Origin of the sequence: Pseudomonas sp. NPDC012596 (genome assembly GCF_042902325.1) — a bacterium.
GTDB lineage: Bacteria > Pseudomonadota > Gammaproteobacteria > Pseudomonadales > Pseudomonadaceae > Aquipseudomonas.
This window is the reverse complement of the sequence record NZ_JBIBEB010000005.1, coordinates 169,037-194,700: the sequence shown is the minus strand read 5'-3', so window position 1 is coordinate 194,700 and position 25,664 is coordinate 169,037. Positions and strand designations below refer to the sequence as shown.

The following is a 25,664-nucleotide window of genomic DNA, read 5'->3' as shown; positions in this document are numbered from 1 at the left end:
GACCGCGTGCGTTCTTGTGGGAGCGGCCTTGTGCCGCGAATGGGGCGCGAAGCGGCCCCGCTCTTCCATCATCATTTCACCGTTTTTCTAGGAGCGCTCTAATGGCTGTTGGTCTTGGTCCTTTGCCCACCCTGCACCCGGTTCCGGGTTTTGAACTCGGCATCGCGTCTGCCGGCATCAAGCGCCCAGGGCGCAAGGATGTAGTGGTCATGCGCTGCGCCGAAGGTTCCAGCGTGGCTGGCGTGTTCACCCTCAACGCCTTCTGTGCAGCGCCGGTGATCCTCTCCAAGCAGCGCGTTCAGGGCACCGTGCGCTACCTGCTGACCAACACCGGCAATGCCAACGCCGGTACCGGCGCACCGGGCCTCGCGGCCGCCGAGCGTACCTGCGCCAAGCTGGCAGAGCTGACCGGCGTACCTGCCGAAGCGGTATTGCCGTTCTCTACCGGTGTAATCGGCGAGCCGCTGCCGGTCGAAAAGATCGAAGGCGCCCTGCAGGCCGCACTGGATAACCTGTCGGAAAACAACTGGGCCGAAGCCGCCACCGGCATCATGACCACCGACACCTTGCCCAAGGGGGCCAGCCGCCAGTTCCAGCACGAGGGCGTGACCGTCACCGTGACCGGTATCAGCAAAGGCGCCGGCATGATCCGCCCGAACATGGCCACCATGCTCGGCTACATCGCCACCGACGCCAAGGTCGCACCCAAGGTGCTCAAGGACCTGATGCTCGACGGTGCCAACAAGTCGTTCAACCGCATCACCATCGATGGCGACACCTCGACCAACGACTGCTGCATGCTGATCGCCACCGGCAAGGCCAACCTGCCGGAAGTCACCGAAGCCAGCGGAGCGCTGTTCGAAGCGCTGAAAAAGGCTGTGTTCGAAGTGTGCATGGAAGTGGCCCAGGCCATCGTCCGTGACGGCGAAGGCGCCACCAAGTTCGTTACCGTGCAGGTCAACGGTGGTGGTAACCATCAAGAGTGCCTGGACGTCGGTTACGCCGTTGCCCATTCGCCGCTGATCAAGACCGCGCTGTTCGCCTCCGACCCGAACTGGGGCCGTATCCTGGCCGCTGTGGGCCGTGCAGGCGTGCCGGAACTGGATGTCAGCCTGATCGACGTGTACCTCGACAACGTCTGCATCGCCAGCCAAGGCGGCCGCAGCCCGAGCTACACCGAGGCGCAGGGTTCGGCAGTGATGGCCCAGGAAGAAATCACCATCCGTATCGAGCTTGGCCGTGGCCAGTGCAGCGAAACCATCTGGACCACCGACCTGTCCCACGAGTACGTGAAGATCAACGCCGAATACCGTACCTGATGCAGCAGGGGCCGCTTCGCGGCCCACGCTTCACAAGGCCGCTCCTGCATCGGTCTGCGCTTTTCTGCAGGAGCGGCCTTGTGTCGCGAAAGGGCTGCACAGCAGCCCCAGAATTCCAAACAATGGAGCCGACCCATGAGCTATCACCTGATCATCGGCGACAAGCTGTATTCTTCGTGGTCCCTACGCGCCGCCCTGGCCCTAGAACTGGCGGGTGTGCCCTACGAAGAAACCCTGATCAAACTCAACCAGCCCGACACCCGTCGGCGCATCCTGGCATTCTCCTCCACCGGCAAGGTGCCGCTGCTCAAGACCGAGCACGGCGTGATCGCCGACTCCCTGGCCATCGCCGAATACCTCAACGAACGCCACCCCGAGGCCCAGCTGTGGCCTGCCGACGTGGCCGCACGTGCCCAGGCCCGCTCGGCCTGCGCACAGATGCACAGCGGCTTCTTCGCCCTGCGTGGGGCCATGCCGTTCGACCTGTCGCGGGATGAGGGGCTGGATAACGTTCCGCTGGACGTGCAGGTGGACATCGACCGGATCGTCGCGCTGTGGTCCGAATGCCGTCTGGTGTCCAAGGACAGCGGGCCGTTCCTGTTCGGCAAAGCGACCCTGGCCGATGCCTTCTTCGCCCCGGTGGCCGTGCGCTTGCGCAGCTACCGCGTAGAAGTGCCCGCGCAGGCGGCCGCTTACATCGAGACTATTTACCAGTGGCCAGCCTTCAAGGCCTGGCAACAAGCTGGCCTGGCGGAGCGTGAAGGGTGAAACGGATTCATGTAGCAGCAGCGGTCATTCGCGGTAACGATGGCCGCATTCTCATTGCCCGGCGCGCCGATAGCCAGCACCAGGGCGGCCTGTGGGAGTTTCCCGGCGGCAAGGTGGAGGAGGGCGAAAGCGTCGAAATGGCGCTGACCCGCGAGCTTCGCGAAGAGCTTGGTATCGAAGTGACCCGTTCGCGGGCGCTGATCAAGGTCAGCCACGATTACCCTGACAAGCAGGTATTGCTGGATGTCCGCGAGGTTCAGGCGTTTACGGGTGAACCCCATGGTGCTGAGGGCCAGCCGCTGGCCTGGGTCACGCCACGGGAGCTTGCGGATTACGACTTCCCCGAGGCCAACGAGCCGATCGTGGCCGCCGCGCGCCTGCCGGACCAGTACCTGATTACCCCCGACGGCCTGGAAGTGCCCCAGATGCTCAAGGGCATTCAGAGGGCAGTGGCCAATGGTACCCGCTTGATCCAACTGCGCGCGCCGGACATGTATGACCCCAAGTACCGAGACGTGGCGGTGGATGCAGTCGGGCTGTGTGGCGGCAAGGCGCAGCTGATGCTCAAAGGGCCGCTGGAGTGGCTGGGCGACTTCCCGTCCGCCGGTTGGCACCTGACTGCAGCGCAGTTGCGCAAATACGCCGCCAAGGGCCGGCCATTCCCCAAGGAGCGGTGGCTGGCTGCGTCCTGCCACACGGCCGAGGAGCTGGCGCTGGCGGAGCAGATGGGCGTTGATTTCGTCACCCTGTCGCCGGTGCAGGCGACCCAGACGCACCCTGAGGCAGTGCCGCTGGGCTGGGATGAGGCGCAGCGGTTGATTGCAGGGTTCAGCCACCCGGTGTTCTTGCTCGGTGGGGTAGGGCCGGGTGAGCGTGAGCGGGCGTGGGAAGCTGGCGCGCAAGGTGTTGCCGGGATTCGGGCGTTCTGGCCTGAGGCTTGAGTGGGCGGGTAGAGGGGCCGCTTCGCGGCCCTTTCGCCGGCAAGCCGGCTCCCACAGGGACTGCGCCGGCCGCACGGGCATTGGTGACTCTGTGGGAGGCAAAGCCGCACCTCGCGGTGTCAGCTTGCTGGCTTATCCGCCGCCTGCCATAACACCTCGGCAACCCCCTGCCGCCGCCCGATGATCCGCGCCGCGACAAACAGCAGATCCGAAAGGCGGTTGATGTACGCCAACCCTACGCCTGCCAGCGGTTCCACAGCATTCAACTGCTGACACCGCCGCTCCGCACTGCGCGCCATGCTCCGGCACACATGGGCTTGGGCGATCAGCGCCGAACCGCTGGGCAGAATGAAGTTTTTCAGCGGCCCCAGCTCTTCGTTCCACACATCGATGGCGGCCTCCAGCCGCTCCACTTCGGCCTGGTTCAACGCTTGGTAACTGGGCATCGCCAATTCGCCGCCCAGGTCGAACAAACGGTGCTGGCAGGGCGCCAGAACCTCGCTGACCTCATCCAGCCCGTGCTCGGCCACGCCGGCCAGCAGCAGCCCAAGCTGGCTGTTGAGGCTGTCCACCTCGCCTATCGCTTCGATCCGCGGATGGTCCTTGGGTACCCGGCGCCCATCGCCCAGGCCGGTTTCGCCTTGATCGCCGGTGCGGGTGTAGATTTTCGACAGGCGATAGCCCATGTCATGCCTCCGTTTTGGTCGGCGCCGCCGCTGCCGGCAGGCCCAGGGGCAGGCGCAGGGTGAAGCAGGTGCCCTGGCCGGGCGTGGACTGCACTTCCATCTGCCCCTTGTGGTTGTTGGTGATGATGAAGTACGAAACCGACAGCCCAAGGCCTGTACCCTGGCCGATCTCCTTGGTGGTGAAGAACGGCTCGAAGGTGCGCTTGCGCACGGCCTCGGGCATGCCCACGCCATTGTCCTCGACCTGGATTTCCGCCCAGGGCGGGCTGAGCCGGGTGCGCAGGGTGATGCGCCCGGGTTCGTTGGTTTGTGGCCGCTGGTGGATGGCCTGGGCGGCATTTTTAAGCAGGTTCAGCAGCACTTGCTCCAGTTCGTTGGCGGTGCATGGCACCGGGCCGAGGTTGGGGTCGAACTGGCGGACGATCGCCTGGCCCTTGAAGTCGAAGCCGATGGCCAGGTCGAAGTCGTTGCCGGCGATCTCCACTGCCTGGTCGATCAGCGCTGGCAAGTCGCAGGGCGCCAGTTGGCGATTGCTGCGGCGGCTGAAGCTGAGCATGTGGGTGACGATTTTGGCCGCCCGGGCGCCAGCCTGCTGAATACCGTTCAGCAGCTGCGGCACCTCGCGGCTTTCCAGGTAGCGGTTGACCATGGGCAGGTCGATGCCCAGTTCGCTTGCCTGTTCCTGGTTGCGCGGCAGTTCCGGCGAGAGGCGCCGGCGGATGTTCTGCACGTTGTGCAGGATCGCCCCCAGCGGGTTGTTGATCTCGTGCGCCATGCCGGCGGCGAGGCCGCCGACCGAGAGCATTTTTTCCGACTGCACCATCATTTCTTCCAGCGACAGACGCTGGGTAATGTCGTCGATGCGGATGACCACACCACGGCCGCCACCGCCCATCAGCGGGTAGAAGGTCAGCGCATAATGGCGCAGGTCATCGTCCTTGGGCCAGGTAACCCGTTCGATCTTCGCTACGCGGTGTTTCTCCACGGTCTCCTTGAGCTGTGGCAAAAACGGCTTGAGCGGTTCGAAGGCGATGAAGATCGGCTGGTTGAGCGCCTCGTCCAGCGGCGTGCCGGAGAGCACCGTGGCTTCGTGGTTCCACTGGGTTACGTAGAGCTGCTCGTCGAGGGCGATCAGCGCCGAAGGCATGGAGTCGATGATGCTGTTGAGGTAGTTCTGAAAGCCGGTGAGCTTTTTCTCGATCTTGCTGCGCACCTGGACTTCCAGCTCCAGTTTGCGGTTGGTATGACGGGTTTCCTCGGCCAGGCCCTGGGCCTGGTCGTAGGCGTCCTGGAATTCGTCGCGGGTGCGCTTGAGCTGCTGCTCGCGCGCCTCGATGCGCGAGAGCATGGTGTTGAAGGCGTCGGCCAGGCTGCCGATTTCGTCGTCGTTGCCGCGTTTGGCGCGCATGGCATAGCTTTCTTCGCGGGTGACCTGGCGGCTGAGCTCTTCGAGCTGGTTGATCGGCTGAGTGATCAGGCGCTTGATCTGCCGGGCGATCACCAGCCAAAGCAGAATGCTGAACACCAGGATCGCCAGGCTCGCACTGAGCGTGCCGGTGTAGAAGGCTGTAGGCAGTTCGCTGCTGGCCACCAGCAGCAGGTGGGCTGGCGGGCTGGCATCGCGGGGGATGCGGATCAGCTGGGTGCTGCGAAACTCCATCAGGCGCCAGCCGTCGATGTTGCGATAACGTTTGGGCAGGGCCAGCGGTTCGCCATGCTGCAACTGGGCCAGCAGGCGGCCATCGCCACCGTAGACCGCCGCGGCGCGCAGGGGGGTGTAGCTGTCCAGTTCCTTGAGCAGCGCCGTGGCGGTGTCCTGGTTGTCACCGGCGCGGGCTGCCAGTTGCGGGTTGGCGACCAGCCGGCCGATGGTCTGCAACGCCTGCGGCGCCATGCTCTCCTGGGTGATCCAGTAGGCGGCGCTGATGAACGTGAGGTTGGCCACCAGCAGGATGGTCACCAGCAGCACCAGCAAGGCCGCCAGCAGTTTCTGCCCGACCGGGAGGTTTTCCAGGCGTTGGCGCAAGGTCATGGGCTAGGCAATATCCGTATCCGGTTAAGAGGGCGCGTCAGGCGCAGGGCAAACCACGCGCACGCAGGTTATCGACCAGGCGTCGGTGCAGGCGTTCCAGCTGCGGCAGCACCATGCCGTGGCGGGCTGCGGCGCGGCAGGCATGACCGAGCAGGTAGTGCACCTCGGTACGTCGGCCAGCGCGTACGTCCTGGTACATGGAAGAGTAGTTGGCTGAAGTGGCGAGGATCACCCGTTGCACTTCTTCGTCGAGGTTTTGCGCAGCCTCCGGTTGGCCGCAGCGTTGCAGCAACTGGGCCAGTTCATTGCTCAAACCGTCGACCTCGCTCAGGTGGGCCAGCAAGCCGCCGTTGTGGCAGTCGTGCAGCACGGTCAGCGGGTTGATGGCGCAATTAAGCGCCAGTTTGCGCCACAGGCGGGTGAGGATGTCCACGGTCCATTCAGCCGGAATACCGGCCTCGTGCAGGTCGTCGAACCATTCAGGTATGCCTGGGTTGGCGGGATCGCCCAGCCAGTTGAAGCCGTGGCCGGCAAAGCGTACCCGCCAGTCGTCCTCGCGGAACGCACCCTCTGTGCTCGAGGCGAAGATGCAGCGGGCATGCGGGACCTGGTCTGCGACCTCATCCTGGCTGCCAAGACCGTTCTGCAGCAGCACGATTTCGGCGCCATCGGCCAAGCGCGCGGCAAGGCGGTCGATTGCCGGCGCCGCGTCATAGGCTTTGCACGCCACCAGCAGGCGGTGCACGGGCCCGCTGGACTCGGCAGTTTCGGCAGGGATCGCGTAATGCGTCGGCTGGTCCTGTTCCACCAGCGTCAGGCCACCGACCTGCTGATAGGCCTGCAAACGCTGCCCATCGCGCAGGATCAGGCGCACTGCCTTGCCCGCCCGCGCCAGGCGGCAAGCCCAGAGGCTGCCGAGGCTACCGGCGCCGAGAATATGCCAGGTGCTGCTCATCTGCGTTTCGCAACCCGTTATAATGAGTCCGCATTTTAACCTTCTAACCCCGACGCGCTCCATCTTCAGACTGAGCGCGCTTTTATTTTATGGAGAACAACCATGCCTTCGTTCGACGTGGTATCGGAACTGGACAAGCACGAAGTGCAGAACGCCGTCGAAAACGCCATCAAGGAGCTCGACCGCCGTTACGACCTCAAAGGCAAGGGCAGCTTCGAGTTCAAGGACAAGGAGCAGACCGTGATGCTGACCGCCGAGGCCGAGTTCCAGCTCGAGGCGATGATCGAGATCCTGCGCCTGGCGCTGGTCAAGCGCAAGATCGACGTCAAATGCCTGGAAACCAAGGACGCGTACCCTTCCGGCAAGGAAATGAAGCAGGAAGCCAAGTTCCGCGAAGGCATCGACAAGGAGCTGGCGAAGAAGATCGTCGCCCACATCAAGGATGCCAAGCTCAAGGTTCAGGCCGCCATCCAGGGTGAGCAGGTACGCGTCACCGGCAAGAAGCGTGACGACCTGCAAGAGGCCATCGCGGCCTTGCGCGCCAAGGAATTCGACATGCCGTTGCAGTTCAACAACTTCCGCGATTGATGCGGGCGTTGCCAGGAACCCCTGTGGCGCAATGATGTCCATCGGGTCCATGGCCGCTGAAATACCTGCGGCCAGTTTTACCGCGTACATGCCGTTCGGCATCAGGAGATGAACATGGATTTGAACGCTGAAGTCGATCAGCTGGTCCGCCAATCGCAGACCTGGATCCCCTTGATCATGGAATACGGCAGCCGCGTGCTGCTGGCACTGCTGACCCTGGCGGTCGGCTGGTGGATCGTCAACAAGGTCAGCGCCCGCCTGGGCAAACTGGTGGGCCTGCGTAACGCCGACCTGGCTCTGCAAGGCTTCATCAGCACCCTGGCCAACATCGTCTTGAAGGTACTGCTGCTGGTCAGCGTGGCCTCCATGATTGGCATTGAGACCACCTCGTTCGTCGCCGCCATCGGTGCCGCCGGCCTGGCCATCGGCCTGGCCCTGCAGGGCAGCCTGGCCAACTTCGCGGGTGGTGTGCTGATCCTGATGTTCCGCCCGTTCCGCATTGGCGACTGGATCGAGGCGCAGGGCGTCAGCGGTACCGTCGACAGCATCCAGATCTTCCACACCGTGTTGCGTACCGGTGACAACAAGACAGTGATCATGCCCAACGGCAGCCTGTCCAACGGCATCATCACCAACACCAACCGCCAGCCGACCCGTAAGGTGGTGTTCGACGTGGGTGTGGATTACGAGGCCGACCTGCAGAAGGCGCGCAACGTACTGCTGGAGCTGGCGCAGGACCCGCGTGTGCTGCCCGACCCGGCGCCGCAGGCCGTGGTGGCAACCCTGGGGGACAGCTCGATCACCGTGTCGCTGCGCCTGTGGACCAAGACCAGCGATTACTGGGACGTGATGTTCATGCTCAATGAACAGGCGCGTGACCGCCTGAAGGCCGAGGGTATCGACATTCCGTTCCCGCAGCGGGTGATTCGCGTGGTGCAGGAAACCGCAGCGCAGTAATTGCTGCCAGGAATCCGGGGCCGCTTTCGCGGCCCTTTTTTTTGCCCATTACACTTGTTCACAGCCAAATTCCGCCATTTCTGGCATATACCCTGACCGCACCTGCCTCTAGCTGAACGCCATCATGAAACCACTGCTGTACATCACCCCCCTCAGAGCCCTGCTGTTCGGCCTGACCCTGGCCCTGTTCGAGCTGCTGACCTACCTGGCCAGCGACGCGGTCATGCCGGCCATGCCGGTGGTGGTCGACCACCTGAACGCCAGCCCGGAGTACATCCCCCACGCCCTCAACCTGTACCTGCTGGGTGGCGTGGTGCTGCAGTGGCTGATCGGCCCGCTCGCCGACCGCTATGGCCGCCGCCCGTTGCTGCTGGTCGGCTGCGCCTTTTTCGGTGCGGCCTGCCTGGCCACTTATTGGGTGCAGGACATCGGCCTGTTCAACCTGCTGCGCCTGCTGCAGGGCATCGGCCTGGGCTTCGTGGTGACGGTCAGCTACCCCGCCCTGAACGAAGCGTTCAGCGAAGCCGATGCGGTACGCATGATGGCCCTGTTGGCCAACATCGCCTTGCTGTCGCCACTGCTGGGTCCATTGGTGGGCACACTGATGTTGCAATGGCTGGACTGGCGCTGGCTGTTCGTGGCGTTTGCCGTGGGTGCCGTGCTGGTGTGGGGCCTATTGTACCGCCTGATGCCCGAGACCCTGGGGGTGGAGCGTCGCGACGGCTCGCGCTTGCCGTTTACGCCGATTCACCTGCTGCCGTTGCTTGCTGGTTATGGCCAGTTGCTGGCGAACCGGCGCTTTGTCGCCGGCAGCGCTGCATTGGGCCTGGTGGGCCTGCCGCTGATCGGCTGGATCGGCCTGTCGCCTGTGCTGCTCATCCACGACGAGGGGTTGAGCACCCTGGAATACGCGTTGTGGCAGTTGCCCGTGTTTGGCGGGCTGATCCTTGGCAACCTGATCATCAACCGCATCGCCGACCGCTACCCATTGCCAGCCCTGGTGCGCGGTGCCCTGTGGCCTTACCTGGCCGGCCTGTGCCTGATGGTGCTGGCGACCTGGTACTGGCCAACGGTGACCAGCGTGGTGGCGGGGATGTCGCTGTATGCGCTTGGCCTGGGTGTCGCCAACGCAGTGCTGTACCGCATGACGCTGTTCTCCAGCGATCAGAGCAAGGGCTTGGTTTCGGCGATGCTGGGGATGATCACCATTGCCTTGCTGGGGCTCGGCGGCGCGGTGATGGCGATGATCGGGGCGGGGGCGAGCCTGCTGCACTTTGCCTTGGCCGCAGGGGTGGCGGGGGCGTTGGCGCTCTGGCCGTTGTGGTTTGTGGTAGGTGGCCGTCCTGACGAAGGGGCTGTCGCGCAGTAATCTTCAGCGCCTGCTCTGGCCTCTTCGCGGGGCAAGCCCGCTCCCACAGGTCCATCGCCGACCTTGAAACAGGTGATGGACCTGTGGGAGCGGGCTTGCCCCGCGAAGAGGCCGGTGCAGCCAGCGGAAATCTCTCCCACAGGTCCACCACCTGTTTCAAGACTCTCCCGCAGGTCCACCACCTGTTTCAAGATTGGTGATGGACCTGTGGGAGCGGGCTTGCCCCGCGAAGAGGCCGGTACAGCCTGCAGGAATCGCTCAGGGCCGCTCGGCCGCTGAGTTTTCAACCGGTGCCTGCTTGCCACGGCCCACTTCCTGCCGCCATTGCAAGGCGATCAGGATCAGCGTCGGCACGCCCAGCAGTGCGGTAATCAGGAAGAAGTCGTGATACCCGAACTTCTCCACCATCACCCCCGAATAGCCGCCGATCAAACGCGGCAGCAACAGCATGATCGAGCTGAGCAGGGCATATTGCGTGGCCGAGAACTTGAGGTTGGTCAGGCTCGACAGGTAGGCGACGAACGCCGAGGTGGCCAGGCCTGAACTGAAGTTGTCCAGCGAAATGGTCACCACCAGCATCTCCAGGTTCGGCCCCATGTCGGCCAGCATCAGGAACAGGATGTTGGTTGCTGCCGAAGCTGCGCCACCGATGAACAGGATCGGCAAGATGCCGAACCGCACGATCAGCAAGCCACCCGCGCCCGCGCCGACCAGGGTCATGATCAGGCCGAAGACCTTGCTGACGCTGGCGATCTGGTCCTTGGTGAAGCCCATGTCGATATAGAACACGTTGGCCATCACGCCCATCACGGTATCCGACATGCGATAGGTGGCGATCAGCCCGAGCAACAGCAGCGCCTGCCAGCGGTAGCGGGTGATGAAGTCGTTCACTGGCGTCAGCACCGGTGCCAGGCCGCGGCGGCCCATGCTCGACAGGCACGCCCAGGTCAGCAGTGCGTAGAGAATCAGGCGCAGGAAGGCACGGTCTTCCAGCAGCAGGTCGAGGGGCGTTGCATCGCCGAAGATGACACTGGCCCAACCGGTGTTGAACAGCTGGGTGAAGCTTGCCGGTACCGACACCAGCAGAATGATCAGCACGAACACCGAAGCCAACTGGTGAACCAGGCCGTAGCGCGCCGCCGACAACTGGGTGCGCAGTGGCACAGGGGGCTCGCGCATCACCAGGGTGGTGAACAGCGCAGGCAGCATCATTACGCCGAACAGCACGTAGGTGCCGGCCCAGGCCTTGTGCAGGTAGCTGAAGCCGGTGGAGCCGAACCATTCGGCAAAGAACAGCGCACCGGCGGTGGCCAGCAGGGCGGCGATCCGGTAACCGGCCATGTAGCTGGCGGCAAGGGCTGCCTGGCGCTGGTCGTCGGCGATTTCCAGACGATAGGCGTCGACGGCGATGTCCTGGGTGGCCGAGGCGAACGCCACCAGCACCGCCAGGGCAATCAGCCACGACAGGTGTTGCTGCGGGTCGCACAGGCTCATGCCGACCAGGCCGATCACCACCAGCGCTTGTGACAACAACAGCCATGAGCGCCTGCGCCCAAGCCCGCCCAGCAGTGGCAGGCGCCATTGGTCGAGCAGCGGTGACCATACCCACTTGAAGGCATACGCCAGGCCGATCAGGCTCGCGTAGCCAATCGTTTCGCGCGCCACGCCAGCTTCGCGCAGCCACACCGAAAGGGTCGAGAACACCAGCATGTAGGGCAGGCCGGCGGCAAAGCCGAGCAGCAAAAGCACCAGGGTTGACGGGCTGGCATAGGCAGCAAGCGCAGCGCGCCAGGTTTTACGGGGCATGGGCCAACATCTGCCTCAAGTTTGCGAAAACAAAACGCGCACTCTAACCGCTGTGCTCCATCGGGCGCCAGCCATGGCGCGTCATATCCACACGATTATTGGTTACATTAACCCCCTCCGCACGTAACCGTGCCCGTTGTTCGTCGCCCGATGGCGTACCCAGCGCCAGGCTCAGACGCCCACCTGCGCCCAACACGCGATGCCAGGGCAAACGGGTATCGGCCGGAAGCTGGCCAAGGGTTCGCCCGACCCAGCGCGCTGCATGGCCAAGGCCGGCCAGCTCGGCAAGTTGACCATAGCTGACGACCTTGCCTTCAGGCACTTGGCCCAGCACCGAATACAGCGCCGTTCGTCGGGCTTGCGGGGCATCCAGCGTGTGCGGAAATTCCTCAGACATCGCGGCAGCGCTGGCCTGAAGTGAAACCGGACCAATGGTCACGGCAAATGAGAGTTGAACTCAACGGCATGGTGGTCGGTCTGTCCTTGCTCTGGTCGTTGGTATCTGGATAATCCCCGGCTTTTTCGCCCAATCGAACCCATAGTCCGCTTATGCATTCTAGATCGTTGTTGTGCCTGTTGACCGCTTCCCTGTGCGCTGCTCCTGCGTTCGCCGACACCGTGTGGATGAAAAACGGTGACCGCTTGAGCGGCAAGATCCGCGTCTTCGACGGCGGCAAGCTGCTGCTGGAAACGCCTTATGGCGGCTCGATCTCCTTGGACTGGAAACAGGTTCAAACCCTCGAGAGCGACCAGGAACTGCTGGTCAAGCAGGATGCCTACAACGGCGAAAAGACCAAGTCGCTCAAGGCGGCCGAGGCGGGCAAGGTGACCCTGGCCAACGGCGAAGCGCCGAAGACCGTCGAGCTTGCCAGTATCCAGCAGATCATGAAGCCCAAGCCGGTGGTGGAAGACTTGATCTGGAAGGGCAATGTCGATGCTGCCCTGGACTACAAGCGTGCCGAGAACGATACCGACGACTACGACATCGGCTTCAAGACCACCGCCCGTCATGGCCGTTGGCGGCACAATGCCGAAGGCGAGTACAACCGCGAAACCAAAGACGACGTCACCACCGCCAACAACTGGAGCGCAGAGTACGCACTCGACCGCTTCATTACCGAGAAGTGGTTCTGGCAGGGGCGGCTTGAATACAAGCGCGACCACGTCGAAGACCTGGCGCGCCAGCGTACCGTCGGTACTGGCCCGGGCTACCAGTTCTGGGACGACGAACTGGGCGCATTCTCGCTGGGTTCGCTGATCAACCGCACCGATTTCGAATACCAGGATGGCGGCAAGGACAACTTCTATTCGGCGGCGGTGAAGTGGGATTACACCCGTTACCTGATCGGCAAGAACGTCCAGCTGTTCACCAATGGCGAGTTCGCCAAACCGCTGGGGGGCGTGGCCGACTATTCGCTGGATGCCGAAATAGGCCTGCGCTACAAGGTCACCGAATGGGCCTCGCTCAACCTCAAGGCAGAAAAGGACATCATCACCGGCACACGTGAAAGTGACCTGGACAAGACACGTTACACCGCAGGCTTCGGTGTAACCTGGTAAATACCCGGGGGGCGCCAAGCAGCCCTGGTGGCACTGGCGGGTGATAATGATTATCTTGTCAGCCATCCAGTCCGCCTGCAGGAGCCCCTTCAGTGAGTACCAATGCCATCCGCCCCGCCCGGGAACTGCTGCTCAAGGAGTACCGCGGCGTGCTCTCGACCCATTCCAAGTCCATGCCCGGCTTCCCCTTCGGGTCGGTGGTGCCGTATTGCCTGGATGCCAATGGCAACCCGCTGATCCTCATCAGCCGCATCGCCCAGCACACCCACAACCTGCAGAAAGACCCGAAGTGCTCGCTGCTGGTCGGCGAACGTGAAGCCGAGGATGTGCAAGCCGTTGGCCGCCTGACGGTGATGGCGGAGGCTCACAAGCTGGTCGACGAAGCCGCCATCGAGGCGGCTGCCGAGCGCTACTACCGCTACTTTGCCGATGCGGCCAATTACCACAAGGCGCACGACTTCGACTTCTGGGTACTGCAACCGGTGCGCCACCGTTACATCGGCGGCTTCGGTGCAATTCACTGGCTCGACCAGGTAACCCTGGCCAACCCGTTCGCGGGCAAGGCCGAGGCCAGCATGATCGAACACATGAACAGCGACCACTCCAACGCCATCGCCCATTACGTCGAGTTGAGCGACCTGCCGCGCAGCGCACCTGCGCAGATGGTCGGCATCGACAGCGAAGGCATGCACCTGCGCATTGGCCAAGGCGTTCATTGGTTACCGTTCCCGGCTATTTGCAACACGCCGACACAAGTTCGCGAGGCCCTGGTTTTGCTGGCGCGCGCCGACCAATGGCCGGCAGCGACGGAAGTCGAAGCTTGAAAAACCGAGCACACGCATCCATGTGATGGTCGTAAGGGAAGATTGTCTTCCGTCGAGGAATCCTTGATGCGTGCTTTTCTACTGCTGTTTTTGCTGTTTCCTGTGCTGGAGCTGTTCGTTTTCGTCAAGGTCAGCGCAGCCATCGGTTTCTTCCCGGCGCTGCTGTTGATCATCGCCGGGTCCGCACTGGGTGTGCTGGTGATGCGTGTGGCCGGCCTGGCCACCGCCCTGCGTGCCCGTGAGAGCCTGCAGCGTGGCGAACTGCCCGCCGAGGACATGTTCCAGGGCATGATGCTGGCAGTCGGCGGCGGCCTGTTGTTGTTGCCAGGCTTCATCAGCGATGTGCTGGGCCTGCTGTGCCTGCTGCCGTTCACCCGCCACCTGGCCGCGCGCAAGATGCGTCAGCGTGCCGAGGCCCAGGCCATGCGCCAGCGGGCGTTTCAGGACGACCCCTTCCAGGCACAGCCGCGCGACAGCGGCCACCGGCCGAATGTCATCGAAGGCGAATACGAACGCCGCGACAAGTAACCACTCCAGGGGCCGCTTTGCGGCCCCAAGCTTTTCCTGGCGCTGAAAAATTTTCTGCAGCAAGCCTTGTAATTGATTATGTCGGCCTCATGTATGTGGTCACCGCAAGGTTTCTGGCGGCAACGCCAGACAAAACACAGGTGGCTCGCCCGTCGCGGGCCACCCCCGGCAACGCCGGACCGCATCAACCCGCCGGTGTCGACACCGGCCGATGAAAACCACAATTTGGGAGAGATCGACAATGAAGCTTCGTCCTCTGCATGACCGCGTAGTCATCCGTCGCAGCGAAGAAGAATCGAAAACCGCTGGCGGTATCGTCCTGCCGGGTTCGGCCGCTGAAAAACCAAACCGTGGCGAAGTTGTCGCCGTCGGCACCGGTCGCATCCTGGACAACGGCGAAGTTCGCGCGCTGGCCGTGAAAGTGGGTGACAAAGTGGTTTTCGGCCCGTACTCGGGCAGCAACACCGTGAAAGTTGATGGCGAAGACCTGCTGGTGATGGCCGAGAACGAGATTCTCGCTGTCGTCGAAGGCTGATTTACCCGACTTCCCGTTACTCCAAAGAATTCCAAGGATTAAACGATCATGGCTGCTAAAGACGTAAAATTCGGCGATTCCGCCCGCAAGAAAATGCTCGTTGGTGTCAACGTTCTGGCTGACGCGGTAAAAGCTACCCTGGGCCCGAAAGGCCGTAACGTTGTCCTGGCCAAGAGCTTCGGCGCGCCAACCATCACCAAAGACGGTGTTTCGGTTGCCAAGGAAATCGAGCTGAAAGACGCCTTCGAAAACATGGGCGCCCAGCTGGTCAAGGAAGTTGCTTCCAAGGCCAACGACGCTGCCGGTGACGGCACCACCACCGCGACCGTTCTGGCTCAGGCCATCGTCAACGAAGGCCTGAAAGCCGTCGCTGCCGGCATGAACCCGATGGACCTGAAGCGCGGCATCGACAAGGCCACCGCTGCTGTCGTCGCCGAACTGAAAAACCTGTCCAAGCCATGCGCCGACTCCAAGGCCATCGCCCAGGTAGGCACCATCTCCGCCAACTCTGACGACTCCATCGGCAGCATCATTGCCGAAGCCATGGAAAAAGTCGGCAAAGAAGGCGTGATCACCGTTGAAGAAGGCTCGGGCCTGGACAACGAACTGTCCGTCGTAGAAGGCATGCAGTTCGACCGCGGCTACCTGTCGCCGTACTTCGTCAACAAGCCAGACACCATGGTTGCCGAGCTGGAAGGCCCGCTGCTGCTGCTGGTCGACAAGAAAATCTCCAACATCCGCGAGCTGCTGCCCGTGCTGGAAGCCGTTGCCAAGGCCGGCCGCCCACTGCTGATCGTTGCTGAAGACGTCGAAGGCGAAGCGCTGGCTACCCTGGTAGTCAACAACATGCGCGGTATCGTCAAGGTTGCTGCGGTCAAGGCACCAGGCTTCGGCGACCGCCGCAAAGCCATGCTGCAGGACATCGCTGTCCTGACCGGCGGCCAGGTCATCTCCGAAGAAATCGGCCTGTCCCTGGAAACCGCTACCCTGGAGCACCTGGGTAACGCCAAGCGCGTCATCCTGTCCAAGGAAAACACCACCATCATCGACGGCGCTGGCGTGGAAGATGACATCCAGGCACGCGTCAAGCAGATCCGCGCCCAGATCGAAGACACCACTTCGGACTACGACCGTGAGAAGCTGCAAGAGCGTCTGGCCAAACTGGCTGGCGGTGTTGCCGTGATCAAGGTCGGTGCAGGCACCGAAGTTGAAATGAAAGAGAAGAAAGCCCGCGTTGAAGACGCCCTGCACGCTACCCGTGCAGCCGTTGAAGAAGGCGTTGTGCCTGGCGGTGGTGTTGCCCTGGTGCGCGCTCTGAACGCAATCGTTGACCTCAAAGGTGACAACGAAGACCAGAACGTCGGTATCGCCCTGCTGCGTCGCGCTGTCGAAGCGCCGCTGCGTCAGATCACTGCCAACGCCGGCGACGAGCCAAGCGTTGTGGCCGACAAGGTCAAGCAGGGTTCGGGCAACTACGGCTACAACGCTGCTACCGGCGAATACGGCGACATGATCGAGATGGGTATCCTCGACCCAGCCAAGGTCACCCGTTCGGCACTGCAAGCTGCTGCTTCGATCGGCGGTCTGATGATCACCACCGAAGCCATGATTGCCGATGCACCGAGCGAAGCTCCGGCTGGCGGCGGTATGCCAGACATGGGCGGCATGGGTGGCATGGGCGGCATGATGTAAGCCAGCCTTACCCCTAGCTTCAGGAAAAGCCCCGCCTAGTGCGGGGCTTTTTCGTTTGTCAGTGCTTGATCAGGCAATACCGCGCTCGGCAGCGGTTACCTCCGGCACCCGGCGTCGATACAGGACCAGGTAGTACGACCCCAACCCGATCAGCCAGCAAAACACCGCTGTCCAAATGTTATGCGACAGAAAGTGCGCCCCCTGCATCATCCTCCCCACCGACAACACCGACCCGGCCACCAAGGCCACCGCAAATGCCACCCGCGCCAGGCGCGGGCGCCGATCACGCAGCATGAAGAACAACCCGAACAGGCAGAAACCGGTGGCCGCATGCCCGCCTGGCCAGCACAGCCCTGGCTTGTCGGTTGCGGGGCGCGGCTCCAGCAGCTTGCTATAGGTTTCCTTGCCGCCAAACTGGCTCAGGCTCCAGGGGCACTGCACTTGTGTGACCTTTTTCAACGGTGTGACGAAGGCCGTGGAAAGCCCCAGCGCCAGCACCAGGCAGCCCAGTTCGCGGCGCCAGCCGAACAGGCGCTGCCAGAAGAAACTCGCGGCAAATGCCACCAGCGCCACCAGCCCCATCAGGATCACACCCTGCTTGACCCGATCATGCAGAATGTTCTCCAGCAGATAGCTGTGGCGGCCGATGAACGCGCCGGTGGTCTGATCGAAAAACAGGTTGGCCACGTCCATGTCGACCGAGGTCAGTTCGAGGAGGATCAAGGCCACTGCAGTTGCCAGCGGAATACCCAGATACAACCAGTAATTGATCGGACGAGGGCGAATGCGTTGTTGCATGACGGCTCCAAGGGGGCGGAAAAGACCGGGGATTGTCCTGCGGCCGCTATGCTGTGTGCGTGAAGGATCAGTGAAAAATCCGTCAACTTCGCTGAATTTGCCGTGGGGCTGGCACAGTCCGGGCGATGGCCTTAAGCTGCGCCTGCCGCGCACCACAGCGAAGCGCCGCTCAGGAGAACCCGATGCGCATTCTTTTGGTTGAAGACAACCGCGATATCCTTGCCAACCTTGCCGATTACCTGGGGATGAAGGGCTACACCGTCGACTGTGCCCAGGACGGTTTGTCCGGCCTGCACCTGGCCGCCACCGAGCACTACGACCTGATTGTGCTCGACATCATGCTGCCGGGCATCGATGGCTACACCCTGTGCAAGCGCCTGCGCGAGGATGCCCGCCGCGATACGCCGGTGATCATGTTGACCGCCCGCGACCAGCTGGACGACCGCCTGCAAGGCTTCCGCTCCGGCGCCGATGACTACCTGCTCAAACCGTTCGCCCTGTCGGAACTCGCGGCACGTATCGAAGCCGTGTTGCGCCGTGCCCAAGGGGGTGGGCGGCGTACGTTGCAGGTCGCCGACCTGAGCTACGACCTCGATACCCTCGAAGTCACCCGCCAGGGCCGCCTGCTCAAGCTCAACCCGGTCGGGCTCAAGCTGCTCGCCGTGCTGATGCAGAAGAGCCCGCACGTGCTGCGCCGCGAGGTGCTTGAAGAGGCGCTGTGGGGCGACGACTGCCCCGACAGCGACAGCCTGCGCAGCCATGTGCACCAGTTGCGCCAGGTGATCGACAAGCCGTTCGAAAAGCCCTTGCTGCATACCGTCCATGGCGTCGGCTATCGCCTCGCCGAGGGCCGTGATGGAGTTTAAGCAAAGCCTGGCGCAGCGCATCATCATTGCGTTTGCGTTGATGAGCGCACTGGTTGCCGGGGCCTTCGCCTTCGGTATCGTCGCCACCGTGCACCTGGTCGAGGAACGTTTGATCTCCTCGGTGCTGGGCGGCGACCTGCAACGCCTGTTGCGCATGGACAGCGTCAGTGACTGGAGCCACCGCCCGCGCCCTGACCAGTTGTTCTACTTCAGTGGCGGGCGTGATGACTTCGAGCTGCCCAAAGACCTGCGCCACCTTGATAAAGGCTTCCACGAGGTATTCCGCGACCAGTTGTCCTACCACGCGATGGTGGAGATCGTGGATGGTCGCCGCTATGTGCTGCTGCAGGACCAAAGCGATTTCGAAGAGCGCGAGCGGGTGCTGTTCGCCGTCGTTGTTGTGGGCTTTGTGCTCAGCCTGGTGCTGGCGGTGTTCCTCGGCTGGCTGCTGGCACGGCGGGTGATGGCGCCGGTGATCCGCCTGGCGCGGCAAGTACGCCACCGTGACCAGTTGCTTGGCCTGGCACCGCCCCTGGCGCCGGATTATGCCGCCGATGAAGTCGGCCAGCTGGCCGTGGCGTTCGACGATACGCTCGGCCGCCTGCGCGATGCACTGACACGTGAGCGCCTGTTTACCAGCGATGTCAGCCACGAGTTGCGCACGCCGCTGATGGTGCTGGCCACCTCCTGCGAGCTGCTGATCGAGAACCCCAACCTGGATACCCGCTCACGCAGCCAGGTGGAACGGATTGCCCGCGCCACCGAAGAAATGCGCGAGCTGGTCAAGACCTTCCTGATGCTTGCCCGTGCCCAGCGTGACCAAGGCGCGGTGGCGTCCCAGGCGACACTGCGCGAAGTTGCCGATGACCTGATTGGCGTGTGGCGCGATACCATCGAGCAGAAGGGGCTGGCGCTGTACTTCGATGGCCGCGTCAGTGCCGGCCCGTTGTTGTACAACGCGACCTTCCTGCAGTCGGTGATGGGCAACCTGCTGCGTAACGCTGCGCACTACACCGACAGTGGTTACATCCGGCTGAGCCTGGAGGCCAATGGTTTCAGCGTCGAAGACAGTGGTGTGGGCATCCCGGAAGAGCAACGCGAAGCGATGTTCAAGCCTTTCGTGCGCGGCGACGAGCGGCGGGGTGAAGGCCTGGGCCTGGGCTTGTCGCTGGTGCAGCGGATCTGTGACGATCAAGGCTGGCGGGTGACACTCACGTCCACCGCACCCCATGGTTGCCGATTCCAGGTGGATTTGAGCCAAGGCGCGGAGAAGACTGACCCGTCCCAGCTCTGCGAGTAATGCGCTGAAACATCTTGCTTTGGTGATAACACTTTTTTCACATTGGCATAACCTGTTTCCAACGCGGTGTTACCTAAGGTGAGCGCAATGGAGCCAGGAGATGCCCAATGCGTAGCCCGATCAAACTCGAATTTTCCGAGAAGTACGACCAGCAACATGCTCGCGAGTACTTCCTCAAGCATCAGGATGGCCTGGCGCGTCGCCTGTCCCACAAGCGTGACGAGCAATTGGCGCGTCGTGCCCTGGCGCTGGCCGGAGAACCGGGCTTGGTGCTCGATCTGCCTTGCGGTGCCGGGCGGTTCTGGCCGCTACTGGCAGAAAAACCCAACCGCGTGATCATTGGTGCCGACAATTCCGAGGCGATGATCGAGACAGCCTGTGCGGCACAACCGCCGGAGGTGGTGGCGCGGGTACGGCCCTTGCAGACGTCTGCTTTCGCGATCGATCTGCCGGATAACGCGGTGGACAGCATCTTCTGCATGCGGCTGTTCCATCACATCGGCGAGGCCGCTCATCGGAAAACAATTCTTTCGGAATTTCAAAGGGTTAGCCGTGACAGTGTAATCCTGTCATTGTGGGTGGATGGTAACTTCAAAGCATGGCGGCGGCAGAAACTCGAGCAGCGGCGCAGTGCCAAGGCCGAGCAGGGCAGCTACCAGAACCGTTTTGTGTTACCGGCAGAGACAGTTGAAGAAGAATTCAAGGCCGCCGGCTTCAGAATCCAGGAGCGCCTCGATTTCCTGCCGTTCTATGCCATGTGGCGGGTCTATGTATTGCGTAAGGGGTAGTGTTTGATGGCTGTAGCCCAGAGCGGGGAGTCACGCTTCGATTTTTACTGGCGTCAACAGGGCGAATGGGTTGAAGAACCTAACCAGCGGCGCGGTGGTGAGAGTGGCGTGCAACGGCTGAATGACGGCAACGGCAAGCTGCTTTATGCCAAGCGCCAGGTCGGTCATATCTACCGCAGCCTGCTGCACCCGTTCGGCAGGCCGACGGTACTGCGTGAGCTCGACGCGCTGAACAGCTTCGAACAATTGGGCGTACGTGTACCGCGTATCGTCTTTTGTGGTGCAGAGCGCGATGCTGAGCACAAATGGCGTGCGCTGCTGGTCAGCGAGGCGCTGGATGGCTTCGTCGAGCTTGATACCTGGCACGCCGAAGGTGCCCGCGAGCGCTACCCGCAGGTGGTACACGCGCGCATGCTCAAGGACTTGGCCGACAACCTGGCGCGCATGCACCTGGGCCACTGGCAGCATGGCTGCCTGTATGGCAAGCACGTATTCATCAAGGTGATCGGCGAGGGTGAGCAGGCCCGGGTCGAAGTCGCGCTGCTCGATCTCGAGAAGTGCCGCCGCCGCATCAGCTGCCAGCGCGCGGCCGGCAATGACTTGCGCCAGTTGCGCCGCCATTCGTCGCTCAACGACGCAGAATGGCAGCAGCTGCTCTACTTTTACCAGATGGCGTTTGGCAGCGCTGTCAAAGGGTTAGGGCAATGAAACTAGAAATCGCTCGAGCTTTGTTTCTGGTAGCTGGGCTGGCGGTGACCACGGTGGCGGTAGCTGCCTGGGAAGAACCGCGGCCGGTGGTGTTCAGCAAGGCTGAGCAGGCAGAGCAGTGCGCGTTGCCGAAGGAAGTAAAGCACCATCAGGTTCAGGCTCAGCCTGACCATGACCTGTTGCTGTTCCTGTTCGGCTTGCGACAGGGGCTTCGGCCGTTCGGCTGACCCGTTCGAGCAAACAAGGCCCCGCAGTCGCGGGGCCTTTGCTTTTCGGGTGTTGCTACATTCAGGTTCAACGGGTGCGGGAGCGGGCTTGCCCCGCGAAGAGGCCGGCTCAGGCAACGACAGTCTCCTTGACCACCGTCTTGTGCGCGAGCAGGGTATAAATGCAAGGCAACACAAACAGGGTGAACAATGTCCCGATCGACATCCCGGTCGCAATCACCGTGCCGATGTCGAACCGGCTCACGGCCCCGGCCCCGGTCGCCAAGATCAGCGGCACCATGCCAAACACCATCGCCGCAGTAGTCATGAGTACCGGCCGCAGGCGAATGGCCGCCGCTTCTTCGATGGCCTCCCGCACGCTCAAGCCCTTTTCCTCACGCAATTGATTGGCAAACTCGACGATCAGGATGCCGTGCTTGCTGATCAGGCCGATCAGTGTCACTAGCCCGACCTGGGTGTAGATATTCATGCTGGAGATGCCGAGGAACAGCGGCAGCAGCGCCCCGCAGATCGACAGTGGCACCGTCACCAGAATCACCAGTGGGTCGCGGAAACTTTCGAACTGCGCAGCCAGCACCAGGAAGATGATCGCCAGGGCCAGGCCAAAGGTCACCCACAGCGCGCTGCCCTCCTGAATGTACTGCCGTGCGGCACCGGCATAGTCGAACGAAAACCCGTCCGGCGCCTCTTCGGCGGCGATGTCCCGAACCGTCTGCAAGGCCTCGCCGATGCTGACCAGGGGGACCCCCTGGATAATTGCCGAGTTAAGCTGCTGAAACTGGTTGAGCTGGCGCGGGCGGGCGCGGTCGCTGAGGGTTATCAGGGTCGACAACGGCAGTAATTGGCCCTGGTCATTCTTCACATAGTAATTGTTCAGCCAGCCTGCGTTGTCCCGGTAGGGCCGCTCGACCTGGGCGATCACCTTGTAGCTGCGGCCTTCCAGGGTAAACCGGTTGATCTCCGCTTCGCCCAGCAAAGTGGCCAAGGTGCCGCCCAGAGTGTCCATGGACACGCCCATCTGCGCCGCTTTGGCCCGGTCGATGTCGACCACCACCTCGGGCTTGTCGAACGCCAGGTCGATGTCGAGGAAGGCGAATTTGCCTGATGCCTGGGCGCGCTCCTTGACCCGCTGGGCCACCTCCAGCAGCGCCGGGTAATCGCCTGCGGTATTGATCACGAACTGGAACGGCAAGCCTTCGCCGGTGCCCGGCAATGACGGCAAGTTGAAGCCGAAAATCTGCAAGCCGCTGACTTCTTCGAGCTTGGCCTGTACCTGGGGCAGCAGTTCCATTTGCGTACGCTCGCGCTCGTTCCACGGTTTGAGCAGGAAGCCGCCTATGCCGCTCTGCACGCCATTGAAGCCATTGATCTGGAACGATGAGTAGTACTCGGGGAAGGCCTTGAACAGCGGCGTGAACTGGTCGGTGTAGGCGTTCAGGTAATCGAGGTTGGCTGGCTGCGGCGAGCTGCTGATCATGAAAATCACCCCTTGGTCCTCGTTGGGCGCCAGCTCGTTCTGGGTGAACTTGAGCAGCACCGGGATCAGGCACAGGATGATCACTGCGAACACCAGCACCACTGGGCGGCTGTCCAGGGTGGTGCGCAGCAGGCGCTGGTAGCGGTTTTTCAGGCGCTCGAAGATCACGTCAAGGCGATGGGCCAGGCCGTGGGCATTCTGCTCCTGGCGCAGTAACAGGGCGCACATCATGGGCGACAAGGTCAGGGCAACGATGCCTGAGATGATCACCGCACCGGCCAGGGTCAAGGCGAACTCCTTGAACAGGGCACCCGTAAGCCCGGTCAGAAAGCCGATCGGCGCATAGACGGCAGCCAGGGTGATGGTCATCGACACCACCGGCATGGCGATTTCCCGTGCACCTTCCAGCGCTGCGTCGAACGGCGTCTTGCCTTCCTCCATGTGCCGATGGATGTTTTCCACCACGACGATGGCGTCATCCACCACCAGGCCGATGGCCAACACCATCGCCAGCAGGGTCAGCAGGTTCAGCGAGTAGCCCATCATCTGCATGAAGAACAGCACACCGATCATCGAAAGCGGGATGGTCACCACCGGGATCAGCACCGAGCGCAGCGCGCCGAGGAACAGGAACACCACCACGATGACGATCAGCACCGCTTCGCCGAGGGTCTTGATCACTTCGTCGATGGAGGCCTGGATGAACAGCGTGGCGTCATAGGCGATCGAGACCTTGAGTGCGGAAGGCAGCTGGCTTTCCAGCTCCGGCATGATTCGCCGGACTTCCTTGATCACGTCCAACGGGTTGGCCGCCGGCGTGGCTTTGATGCCGATGTACACCGAAGGGATGCCGTCGAACGAACTGACCGTGTCGTAGTTTTCCGCACCCATTTCGACCCGTGCCACATCACCCAGCAGCACCCGGCTGTCGCCTGCAGTCTTGACCGGCAATGCGGCAAAAGCCTCGGCCGATTTCAGCTCGGTGTTGGCATTGATGCTGGTGACCACGTACTCGCCTTTGACCTCACCGGCGGCAGCCAGAAAGTTGTAGCGGCGCACTGCGTTGGTCACATCGGTGGCAGCCAGGCCGAAGCCGGCCAGCTTCACCGGGTCGATCCAGATGCGCATGGCAAATACCTGGTTGCCGAGGATCTCTGCCTCGGCCATGCCTGGCAAGGTCGCAAGCTTCGGCTGGATCACCCGGGACAGGTAGTCGGTGATCTGCGGGTTGCTCATGTCCTTGCTGTAGAAGCTGACGTACATCAGTGCCGAAGCGTCCGCCGCTTCCTTGCTCAGCACCGGGTCTTCGGAGTCCTGCGGCAGCTGGTTGCGCACTTCATTGGCCTTGGCCAGCAGCTCGGTGAACAGGCGGTCGCTGTCGGCGCCAATGCGCGCGTAGATGGAGATGATCGAGAAGTTCTGCCGGCTCACCGAGGTCATGTAGTCGATGCCTTCAGCGCTTGCCAGGCTTTGCTGCAGTGGCTGAGTGATATAGCCCTGGATGGTCTCGGCGTTGGCCCCCGGGTAGGCGGTGGTCACCGTGATCAGGGCGTTTTCCATCTGCGGGTACTGGCGGATCTGCAGCTTGCTCCAGGCCTGGAAGCCCAGCAGCAGGATCAGCAGGCTGACCACGCTGGCCAGTACCGGGCGGCGGATGAACGGGTCGGTGAACGCCATGCCTGCCTCCGGGTCAGTCCGCGCGCGGGGCGCCTGGTTCGGGTTTGAGGGCGGTGTCTTGGCCGATGCGGATGGCGGCGCCCGGGGTCAGCTTGAGCTGCCCGGCGGTGACCACCTGCTCGCCAGCCTTGAGCCCCTTGCTGACCACCACCACGCCATCGCGGCGTTCGCCGGTCTGCACGCTGCGCTGTTCGGCGCTGAGCTGCGGTTGGCCCTTGTCATCCTGCGCGGGGTTGCCGTCCTTGTCTTTCCTGGGCATGGCCACATACACCGAGTTGCCATACAGCGTGTAGGTAATGGCGCTTTCTGGCACCACCACTTGCGGCTGCGGGTTGGGCAGCAGCACCAGCAGGTTGGCGAACATGCCCGGCAGCAGCTTGCCATCCGGGTTGGCCAGGGTGGCGCGCACCAGCAGGTTGCGTGTGCTCTCGTCGACCTTGGGGTTGATCGCGCTGAGGCTGGCAGGGAAGCTCTGGCCCGGGTAGGCAGCCACTTGTACCAGCACCTGTTGGCCGAGGCTCAGCTGCGGCAGCGCCTGCTCGGGCACATTGAAGTCAACGTAGAGGCTGGACAGGTCCTGCAGGGTGGCAATCACCGTGCCGGGGGCCAGGTAGTCGCCCACATCCACCTGGCGGATGCCGATGGTGCCGCTGAACGGCGCGCTGATGCTCTTCTTGGTCTTCGACGCCTTGAGCTGGTCGACCACCGCCTGATTGCGCCGGTACTGGGCGGTGAGGCGGTCGTACTCGCCACGGGAAATGGCCGAATCGCCCACCAGTTGGCTGCCACGGCCGAAGTCGACCTTGGCCAGCCCCAGGTCGGCCTGGGCGGTGCCGAGCAGGGCGGTTTCCTGGTCGTCGTTGAGCTGTAGCAGCAGTTGCCCGGCCTTGACCTTCTGGCCGGAGTCGAAGTGCAGCGATTTGACCGTGCCCTCGACCTCAAGGCTGAGTTCAACGCCTTGCAGTGCCTTGAGGCTGCCTACAGCCGGCAGGCGTTGCTGCCACTGGCGCTCTTCGGCCAAGGCTGCGGCCACGGTGACGGGTGGCTTGGGAGCGGTGAACAGCTGGATTTGCTGATAGACCGAGAAGGCCTTGTAGCCCCCCAGGGCCAACACGATCAGCAGAACCACGGCCAACATGATGAGCATGCGCCGGCGCAGCATAGGTCCGGTTCCTTGGAAGCGTGATTGTTATTGGTCTTGACACGACAACGGGCGATCCTGCCCACGTGCGGATGGGGGAAGTATTGACTGTTTTTGGCGGG

Annotated in this window: 24 protein-coding genes; 16 read left to right on the top strand and 8 right to left on the bottom strand. The window is 62.7% G+C overall.

Translation table 11 applies throughout. The features are described from left to right. Positions 1-101 precede the first annotated feature (101 nt). The 3 genes from argJ to ACFY68_RS08745 all read left to right on the top strand — a co-directional run bounded on the left by argJ (position 102) and on the right by ACFY68_RS08745 (position 3,028). Positions 102-1,319 (top strand): bifunctional glutamate N-acetyltransferase/amino-acid acetyltransferase ArgJ, encoded by a 1,218-nt coding sequence (argJ, locus tag ACFY68_RS08755; RefSeq protein ID WP_346615703.1) that lies wholly within the window; start codon positions 102-104, stop codon positions 1,317-1,319. A 135-nt stretch (positions 1,320-1,454) separates the two neighbouring features. Further along, positions 1,455-2,087: a glutathione S-transferase gene (locus ACFY68_RS08750; RefSeq protein WP_387525685.1), complete on the top strand. Its 633-nt coding sequence runs from the start codon at positions 1,455-1,457 to the stop codon at positions 2,085-2,087. Beyond that, positions 2,084-3,028 carry a Nudix family hydrolase gene (locus ACFY68_RS08745; protein WP_387525683.1) on the top strand — a complete coding sequence of 315 codons (945 nt, stop codon included), beginning with the start codon at positions 2,084-2,086 and terminating at the stop codon, positions 3,026-3,028. Before ACFY68_RS08750 ends, ACFY68_RS08745 begins: the two co-directional genes overlap by 4 nt. A gap of 119 nt (positions 3,029-3,147) precedes the next feature. Here ACFY68_RS08745 and ACFY68_RS08740 read toward each other — a convergent pair whose 3' ends face one another. Genes ACFY68_RS08740 through ACFY68_RS08730 form a run of 3 tightly spaced genes read right to left on the bottom strand, consistent with a single transcriptional unit; the run spans position 3,148 to position 6,701 of the window. Next, entirely contained in the window at positions 3,148-3,714 is a 567-nt protein-coding gene (locus ACFY68_RS08740; RefSeq protein WP_387525680.1) for a cob(I)yrinic acid a,c-diamide adenosyltransferase, read from the bottom strand. A gap of 1 nt (position 3,715) precedes the next feature. Next, positions 3,716-5,746, bottom strand: coding sequence for an ATP-binding protein (locus ACFY68_RS08735; RefSeq protein WP_387525677.1), 2,031 nt, complete (start codon positions 5,744-5,746; stop codon positions 3,716-3,718). Positions 5,747-5,783: 37 nt separating this feature from the next. Further along, the gene (locus tag ACFY68_RS08730) at positions 5,784-6,701 is read right to left on the bottom strand and encodes a putative 2-dehydropantoate 2-reductase (RefSeq protein ID WP_387525674.1); all 918 of its coding nucleotides are present in this window, start codon (positions 6,699-6,701) and stop codon (positions 5,784-5,786) included. Positions 6,702-6,803: 102 nt separating this feature from the next. Between ACFY68_RS08730 and ACFY68_RS08725 the strand changes: the two genes are divergently transcribed. The 3 genes from ACFY68_RS08725 to ACFY68_RS08715 all read left to right on the top strand — a co-directional run bounded on the left by ACFY68_RS08725 (position 6,804) and on the right by ACFY68_RS08715 (position 9,615). After that, a complete protein-coding gene (locus ACFY68_RS08725) occupies positions 6,804-7,289 on the top strand; it encodes a YajQ family cyclic di-GMP-binding protein (RefSeq protein WP_346615709.1) in 486 nt (161 codons plus the stop codon). Between the two features lie 114 nt (positions 7,290-7,403). Beyond that, positions 7,404-8,246, top strand: coding sequence for a mechanosensitive ion channel family protein (locus ACFY68_RS08720; protein WP_387525671.1), 843 nt, complete (start codon positions 7,404-7,406; stop codon positions 8,244-8,246). 124 nt (positions 8,247-8,370) lie between these two features. After that, a complete protein-coding gene (locus ACFY68_RS08715; protein WP_346615711.1) occupies positions 8,371-9,615 on the top strand; it encodes an MFS transporter in 1,245 nt (414 codons plus the stop codon). A gap of 258 nt (positions 9,616-9,873) precedes the next feature. Here ACFY68_RS08715 and ACFY68_RS08710 read toward each other — a convergent pair whose 3' ends face one another. Then, a complete protein-coding gene (locus tag ACFY68_RS08710; RefSeq protein ID WP_387525668.1) occupies positions 9,874-11,421 on the bottom strand; it encodes an AmpG family muropeptide MFS transporter in 1,548 nt (515 codons plus the stop codon). A 43-nt stretch (positions 11,422-11,464) separates the two neighbouring features. After that, the gene (locus ACFY68_RS08705) at positions 11,465-11,818 is read right to left on the bottom strand and encodes an MGMT family protein (RefSeq protein ID WP_387525665.1); all 354 of its coding nucleotides are present in this window, start codon (positions 11,816-11,818) and stop codon (positions 11,465-11,467) included. Between the two features lie 152 nt (positions 11,819-11,970). Between ACFY68_RS08705 and ACFY68_RS08700 the strand changes: the two genes are divergently transcribed. From ACFY68_RS08700 to groL, 5 genes are all read left to right on the top strand, one after another. Beyond that, the gene (locus ACFY68_RS08700; protein ID WP_387525662.1) at positions 11,971-12,981 is read left to right on the top strand and encodes a DUF481 domain-containing protein; all 1,011 of its coding nucleotides are present in this window, start codon (positions 11,971-11,973) and stop codon (positions 12,979-12,981) included. A gap of 92 nt (positions 12,982-13,073) precedes the next feature. Continuing rightward, on the top strand, positions 13,074-13,805 hold the full coding sequence (locus tag ACFY68_RS08695; protein WP_387525659.1) for a HugZ family protein: 732 nt from the start codon (positions 13,074-13,076) through the stop codon (positions 13,803-13,805). A 66-nt stretch (positions 13,806-13,871) separates the two neighbouring features. Beyond that, complete coding sequence (locus tag ACFY68_RS08690; protein ID WP_346615716.1) at positions 13,872-14,333, top strand: FxsA family protein; 462 nt, start codon at positions 13,872-13,874, stop codon at positions 14,331-14,333. A 241-nt stretch (positions 14,334-14,574) separates the two neighbouring features. After that, positions 14,575-14,868 (top strand): co-chaperone GroES, encoded by a 294-nt coding sequence (locus ACFY68_RS08685; protein WP_016488938.1) that lies wholly within the window; start codon positions 14,575-14,577, stop codon positions 14,866-14,868. A gap of 48 nt (positions 14,869-14,916) precedes the next feature. After that, a complete protein-coding gene (gene groL, locus ACFY68_RS08680) occupies positions 14,917-16,560 on the top strand; it encodes a chaperonin GroEL (protein ID WP_346615717.1) in 1,644 nt (547 codons plus the stop codon). Between the two features lie 69 nt (positions 16,561-16,629). Here groL and ACFY68_RS08675 read toward each other — a convergent pair whose 3' ends face one another. After that, on the bottom strand, positions 16,630-17,358 hold the full coding sequence (locus ACFY68_RS08675; RefSeq protein WP_387525654.1) for a phosphatase PAP2 family protein: 729 nt from the start codon (positions 17,356-17,358) through the stop codon (positions 16,630-16,632). Between the two features lie 182 nt (positions 17,359-17,540). Between ACFY68_RS08675 and colR the strand changes: the two genes are divergently transcribed. From colR to ACFY68_RS08650, 5 genes are all read left to right on the top strand, one after another. Continuing rightward, positions 17,541-18,224: a two-component system response regulator ColR gene (gene colR, locus ACFY68_RS08670; RefSeq protein ID WP_003255215.1), complete on the top strand. Its 684-nt coding sequence runs from the start codon at positions 17,541-17,543 to the stop codon at positions 18,222-18,224. Next, complete coding sequence (locus ACFY68_RS08665; RefSeq protein WP_346615719.1) at positions 18,214-19,524, top strand: HAMP domain-containing sensor histidine kinase; 1,311 nt, start codon at positions 18,214-18,216, stop codon at positions 19,522-19,524. Before colR ends, ACFY68_RS08665 begins: the two co-directional genes overlap by 11 nt. A gap of 107 nt (positions 19,525-19,631) precedes the next feature. After that, positions 19,632-20,312: a class I SAM-dependent methyltransferase gene (locus tag ACFY68_RS08660; RefSeq protein ID WP_387525650.1), complete on the top strand. Its 681-nt coding sequence runs from the start codon at positions 19,632-19,634 to the stop codon at positions 20,310-20,312. Positions 20,313-20,318: 6 nt separating this feature from the next. Then, positions 20,319-21,020, top strand: a complete 702-nt coding sequence (locus ACFY68_RS08655) for a lipopolysaccharide kinase InaA family protein (RefSeq protein WP_387525648.1) — start codon at positions 20,319-20,321, stop codon at positions 21,018-21,020. Next, positions 21,017-21,247, top strand: coding sequence for a hypothetical protein (locus ACFY68_RS08650; protein ID WP_387525645.1), 231 nt, complete (start codon positions 21,017-21,019; stop codon positions 21,245-21,247). Before ACFY68_RS08655 ends, ACFY68_RS08650 begins: the two co-directional genes overlap by 4 nt. Positions 21,248-21,356: 109 nt before the next feature. Here ACFY68_RS08650 and ACFY68_RS08645 read toward each other — a convergent pair whose 3' ends face one another. Both ACFY68_RS08645 and ACFY68_RS08640 read right to left on the bottom strand, forming a co-directional pair. Next, the gene (locus ACFY68_RS08645) at positions 21,357-24,401 is read right to left on the bottom strand and encodes a multidrug efflux RND transporter permease subunit (protein ID WP_387525642.1); all 3,045 of its coding nucleotides are present in this window, start codon (positions 24,399-24,401) and stop codon (positions 21,357-21,359) included. A gap of 13 nt (positions 24,402-24,414) precedes the next feature. Then, positions 24,415-25,563: an efflux RND transporter periplasmic adaptor subunit gene (locus tag ACFY68_RS08640; RefSeq protein ID WP_387525639.1), complete on the bottom strand. Its 1,149-nt coding sequence runs from the start codon at positions 25,561-25,563 to the stop codon at positions 24,415-24,417. Positions 25,564-25,664: the final 101 nt, after the last annotated feature.

Bases quoted from the DNA above. Each gene is read 5' to 3' on its own strand.
- argJ (WP_346615703.1), top strand. From the start codon at position 102: ATGGCTGTTGGTCTTGGTCCTTTGCCCACCCTGCACCCGGTTCCGGGT.
- ACFY68_RS08750 (WP_387525685.1), top strand. From the start codon at position 1,455: ATGAGCTATCACCTGATCATCGGCGACAAGCTGTATTCTTCGTGGTCC.
- ACFY68_RS08740 (WP_387525680.1), bottom strand. From the start codon at position 3,714: ATGGGCTATCGCCTGTCGAAAATCTACACCCGCACCGGCGATCAAGGC.
- ACFY68_RS08735 (WP_387525677.1), bottom strand. From the start codon at position 5,746: ATGACCTTGCGCCAACGCCTGGAAAACCTCCCGGTCGGGCAGAAACTG.
- ACFY68_RS08730 (WP_387525674.1), bottom strand. From the start codon at position 6,701: ATGAGCAGCACCTGGCATATTCTCGGCGCCGGTAGCCTCGGCAGCCTC.
- ACFY68_RS08725 (WP_346615709.1), top strand. From the start codon at position 6,804: ATGCCTTCGTTCGACGTGGTATCGGAACTGGACAAGCACGAAGTGCAG.
- ACFY68_RS08720 (WP_387525671.1), top strand. From the start codon at position 7,404: ATGGATTTGAACGCTGAAGTCGATCAGCTGGTCCGCCAATCGCAGACC.
- ACFY68_RS08715 (WP_346615711.1), top strand. From the start codon at position 8,371: ATGAAACCACTGCTGTACATCACCCCCCTCAGAGCCCTGCTGTTCGGC.
- ACFY68_RS08710 (WP_387525668.1), bottom strand. From the start codon at position 11,421: ATGCCCCGTAAAACCTGGCGCGCTGCGCTTGCTGCCTATGCCAGCCCG.
- ACFY68_RS08705 (WP_387525665.1), bottom strand. From the start codon at position 11,818: ATGTCTGAGGAATTTCCGCACACGCTGGATGCCCCGCAAGCCCGACGA.
- ACFY68_RS08700 (WP_387525662.1), top strand. From the start codon at position 11,971: ATGCATTCTAGATCGTTGTTGTGCCTGTTGACCGCTTCCCTGTGCGCT.
- ACFY68_RS08690 (WP_346615716.1), top strand. From the start codon at position 13,872: ATGCGTGCTTTTCTACTGCTGTTTTTGCTGTTTCCTGTGCTGGAGCTG.
- ACFY68_RS08685 (WP_016488938.1), top strand. From the start codon at position 14,575: ATGAAGCTTCGTCCTCTGCATGACCGCGTAGTCATCCGTCGCAGCGAA.
- groL (WP_346615717.1), top strand. From the start codon at position 14,917: ATGGCTGCTAAAGACGTAAAATTCGGCGATTCCGCCCGCAAGAAAATG.
- ACFY68_RS08675 (WP_387525654.1), bottom strand. From the start codon at position 17,358: ATGCAACAACGCATTCGCCCTCGTCCGATCAATTACTGGTTGTATCTG.
- colR (WP_003255215.1), top strand. From the start codon at position 17,541: ATGCGCATTCTTTTGGTTGAAGACAACCGCGATATCCTTGCCAACCTT.
- ACFY68_RS08665 (WP_346615719.1), top strand. From the start codon at position 18,214: ATGGAGTTTAAGCAAAGCCTGGCGCAGCGCATCATCATTGCGTTTGCG.
- ACFY68_RS08660 (WP_387525650.1), top strand. From the start codon at position 19,632: ATGCGTAGCCCGATCAAACTCGAATTTTCCGAGAAGTACGACCAGCAA.
- ACFY68_RS08655 (WP_387525648.1), top strand. From the start codon at position 20,319: ATGGCTGTAGCCCAGAGCGGGGAGTCACGCTTCGATTTTTACTGGCGT.
- ACFY68_RS08650 (WP_387525645.1), top strand. From the start codon at position 21,017: ATGAAACTAGAAATCGCTCGAGCTTTGTTTCTGGTAGCTGGGCTGGCG.
- ACFY68_RS08645 (WP_387525642.1), bottom strand. From the start codon at position 24,401: ATGGCGTTCACCGACCCGTTCATCCGCCGCCCGGTACTGGCCAGCGTG.
- ACFY68_RS08640 (WP_387525639.1), bottom strand. From the start codon at position 25,563: ATGCTGCGCCGGCGCATGCTCATCATGTTGGCCGTGGTTCTGCTGATC.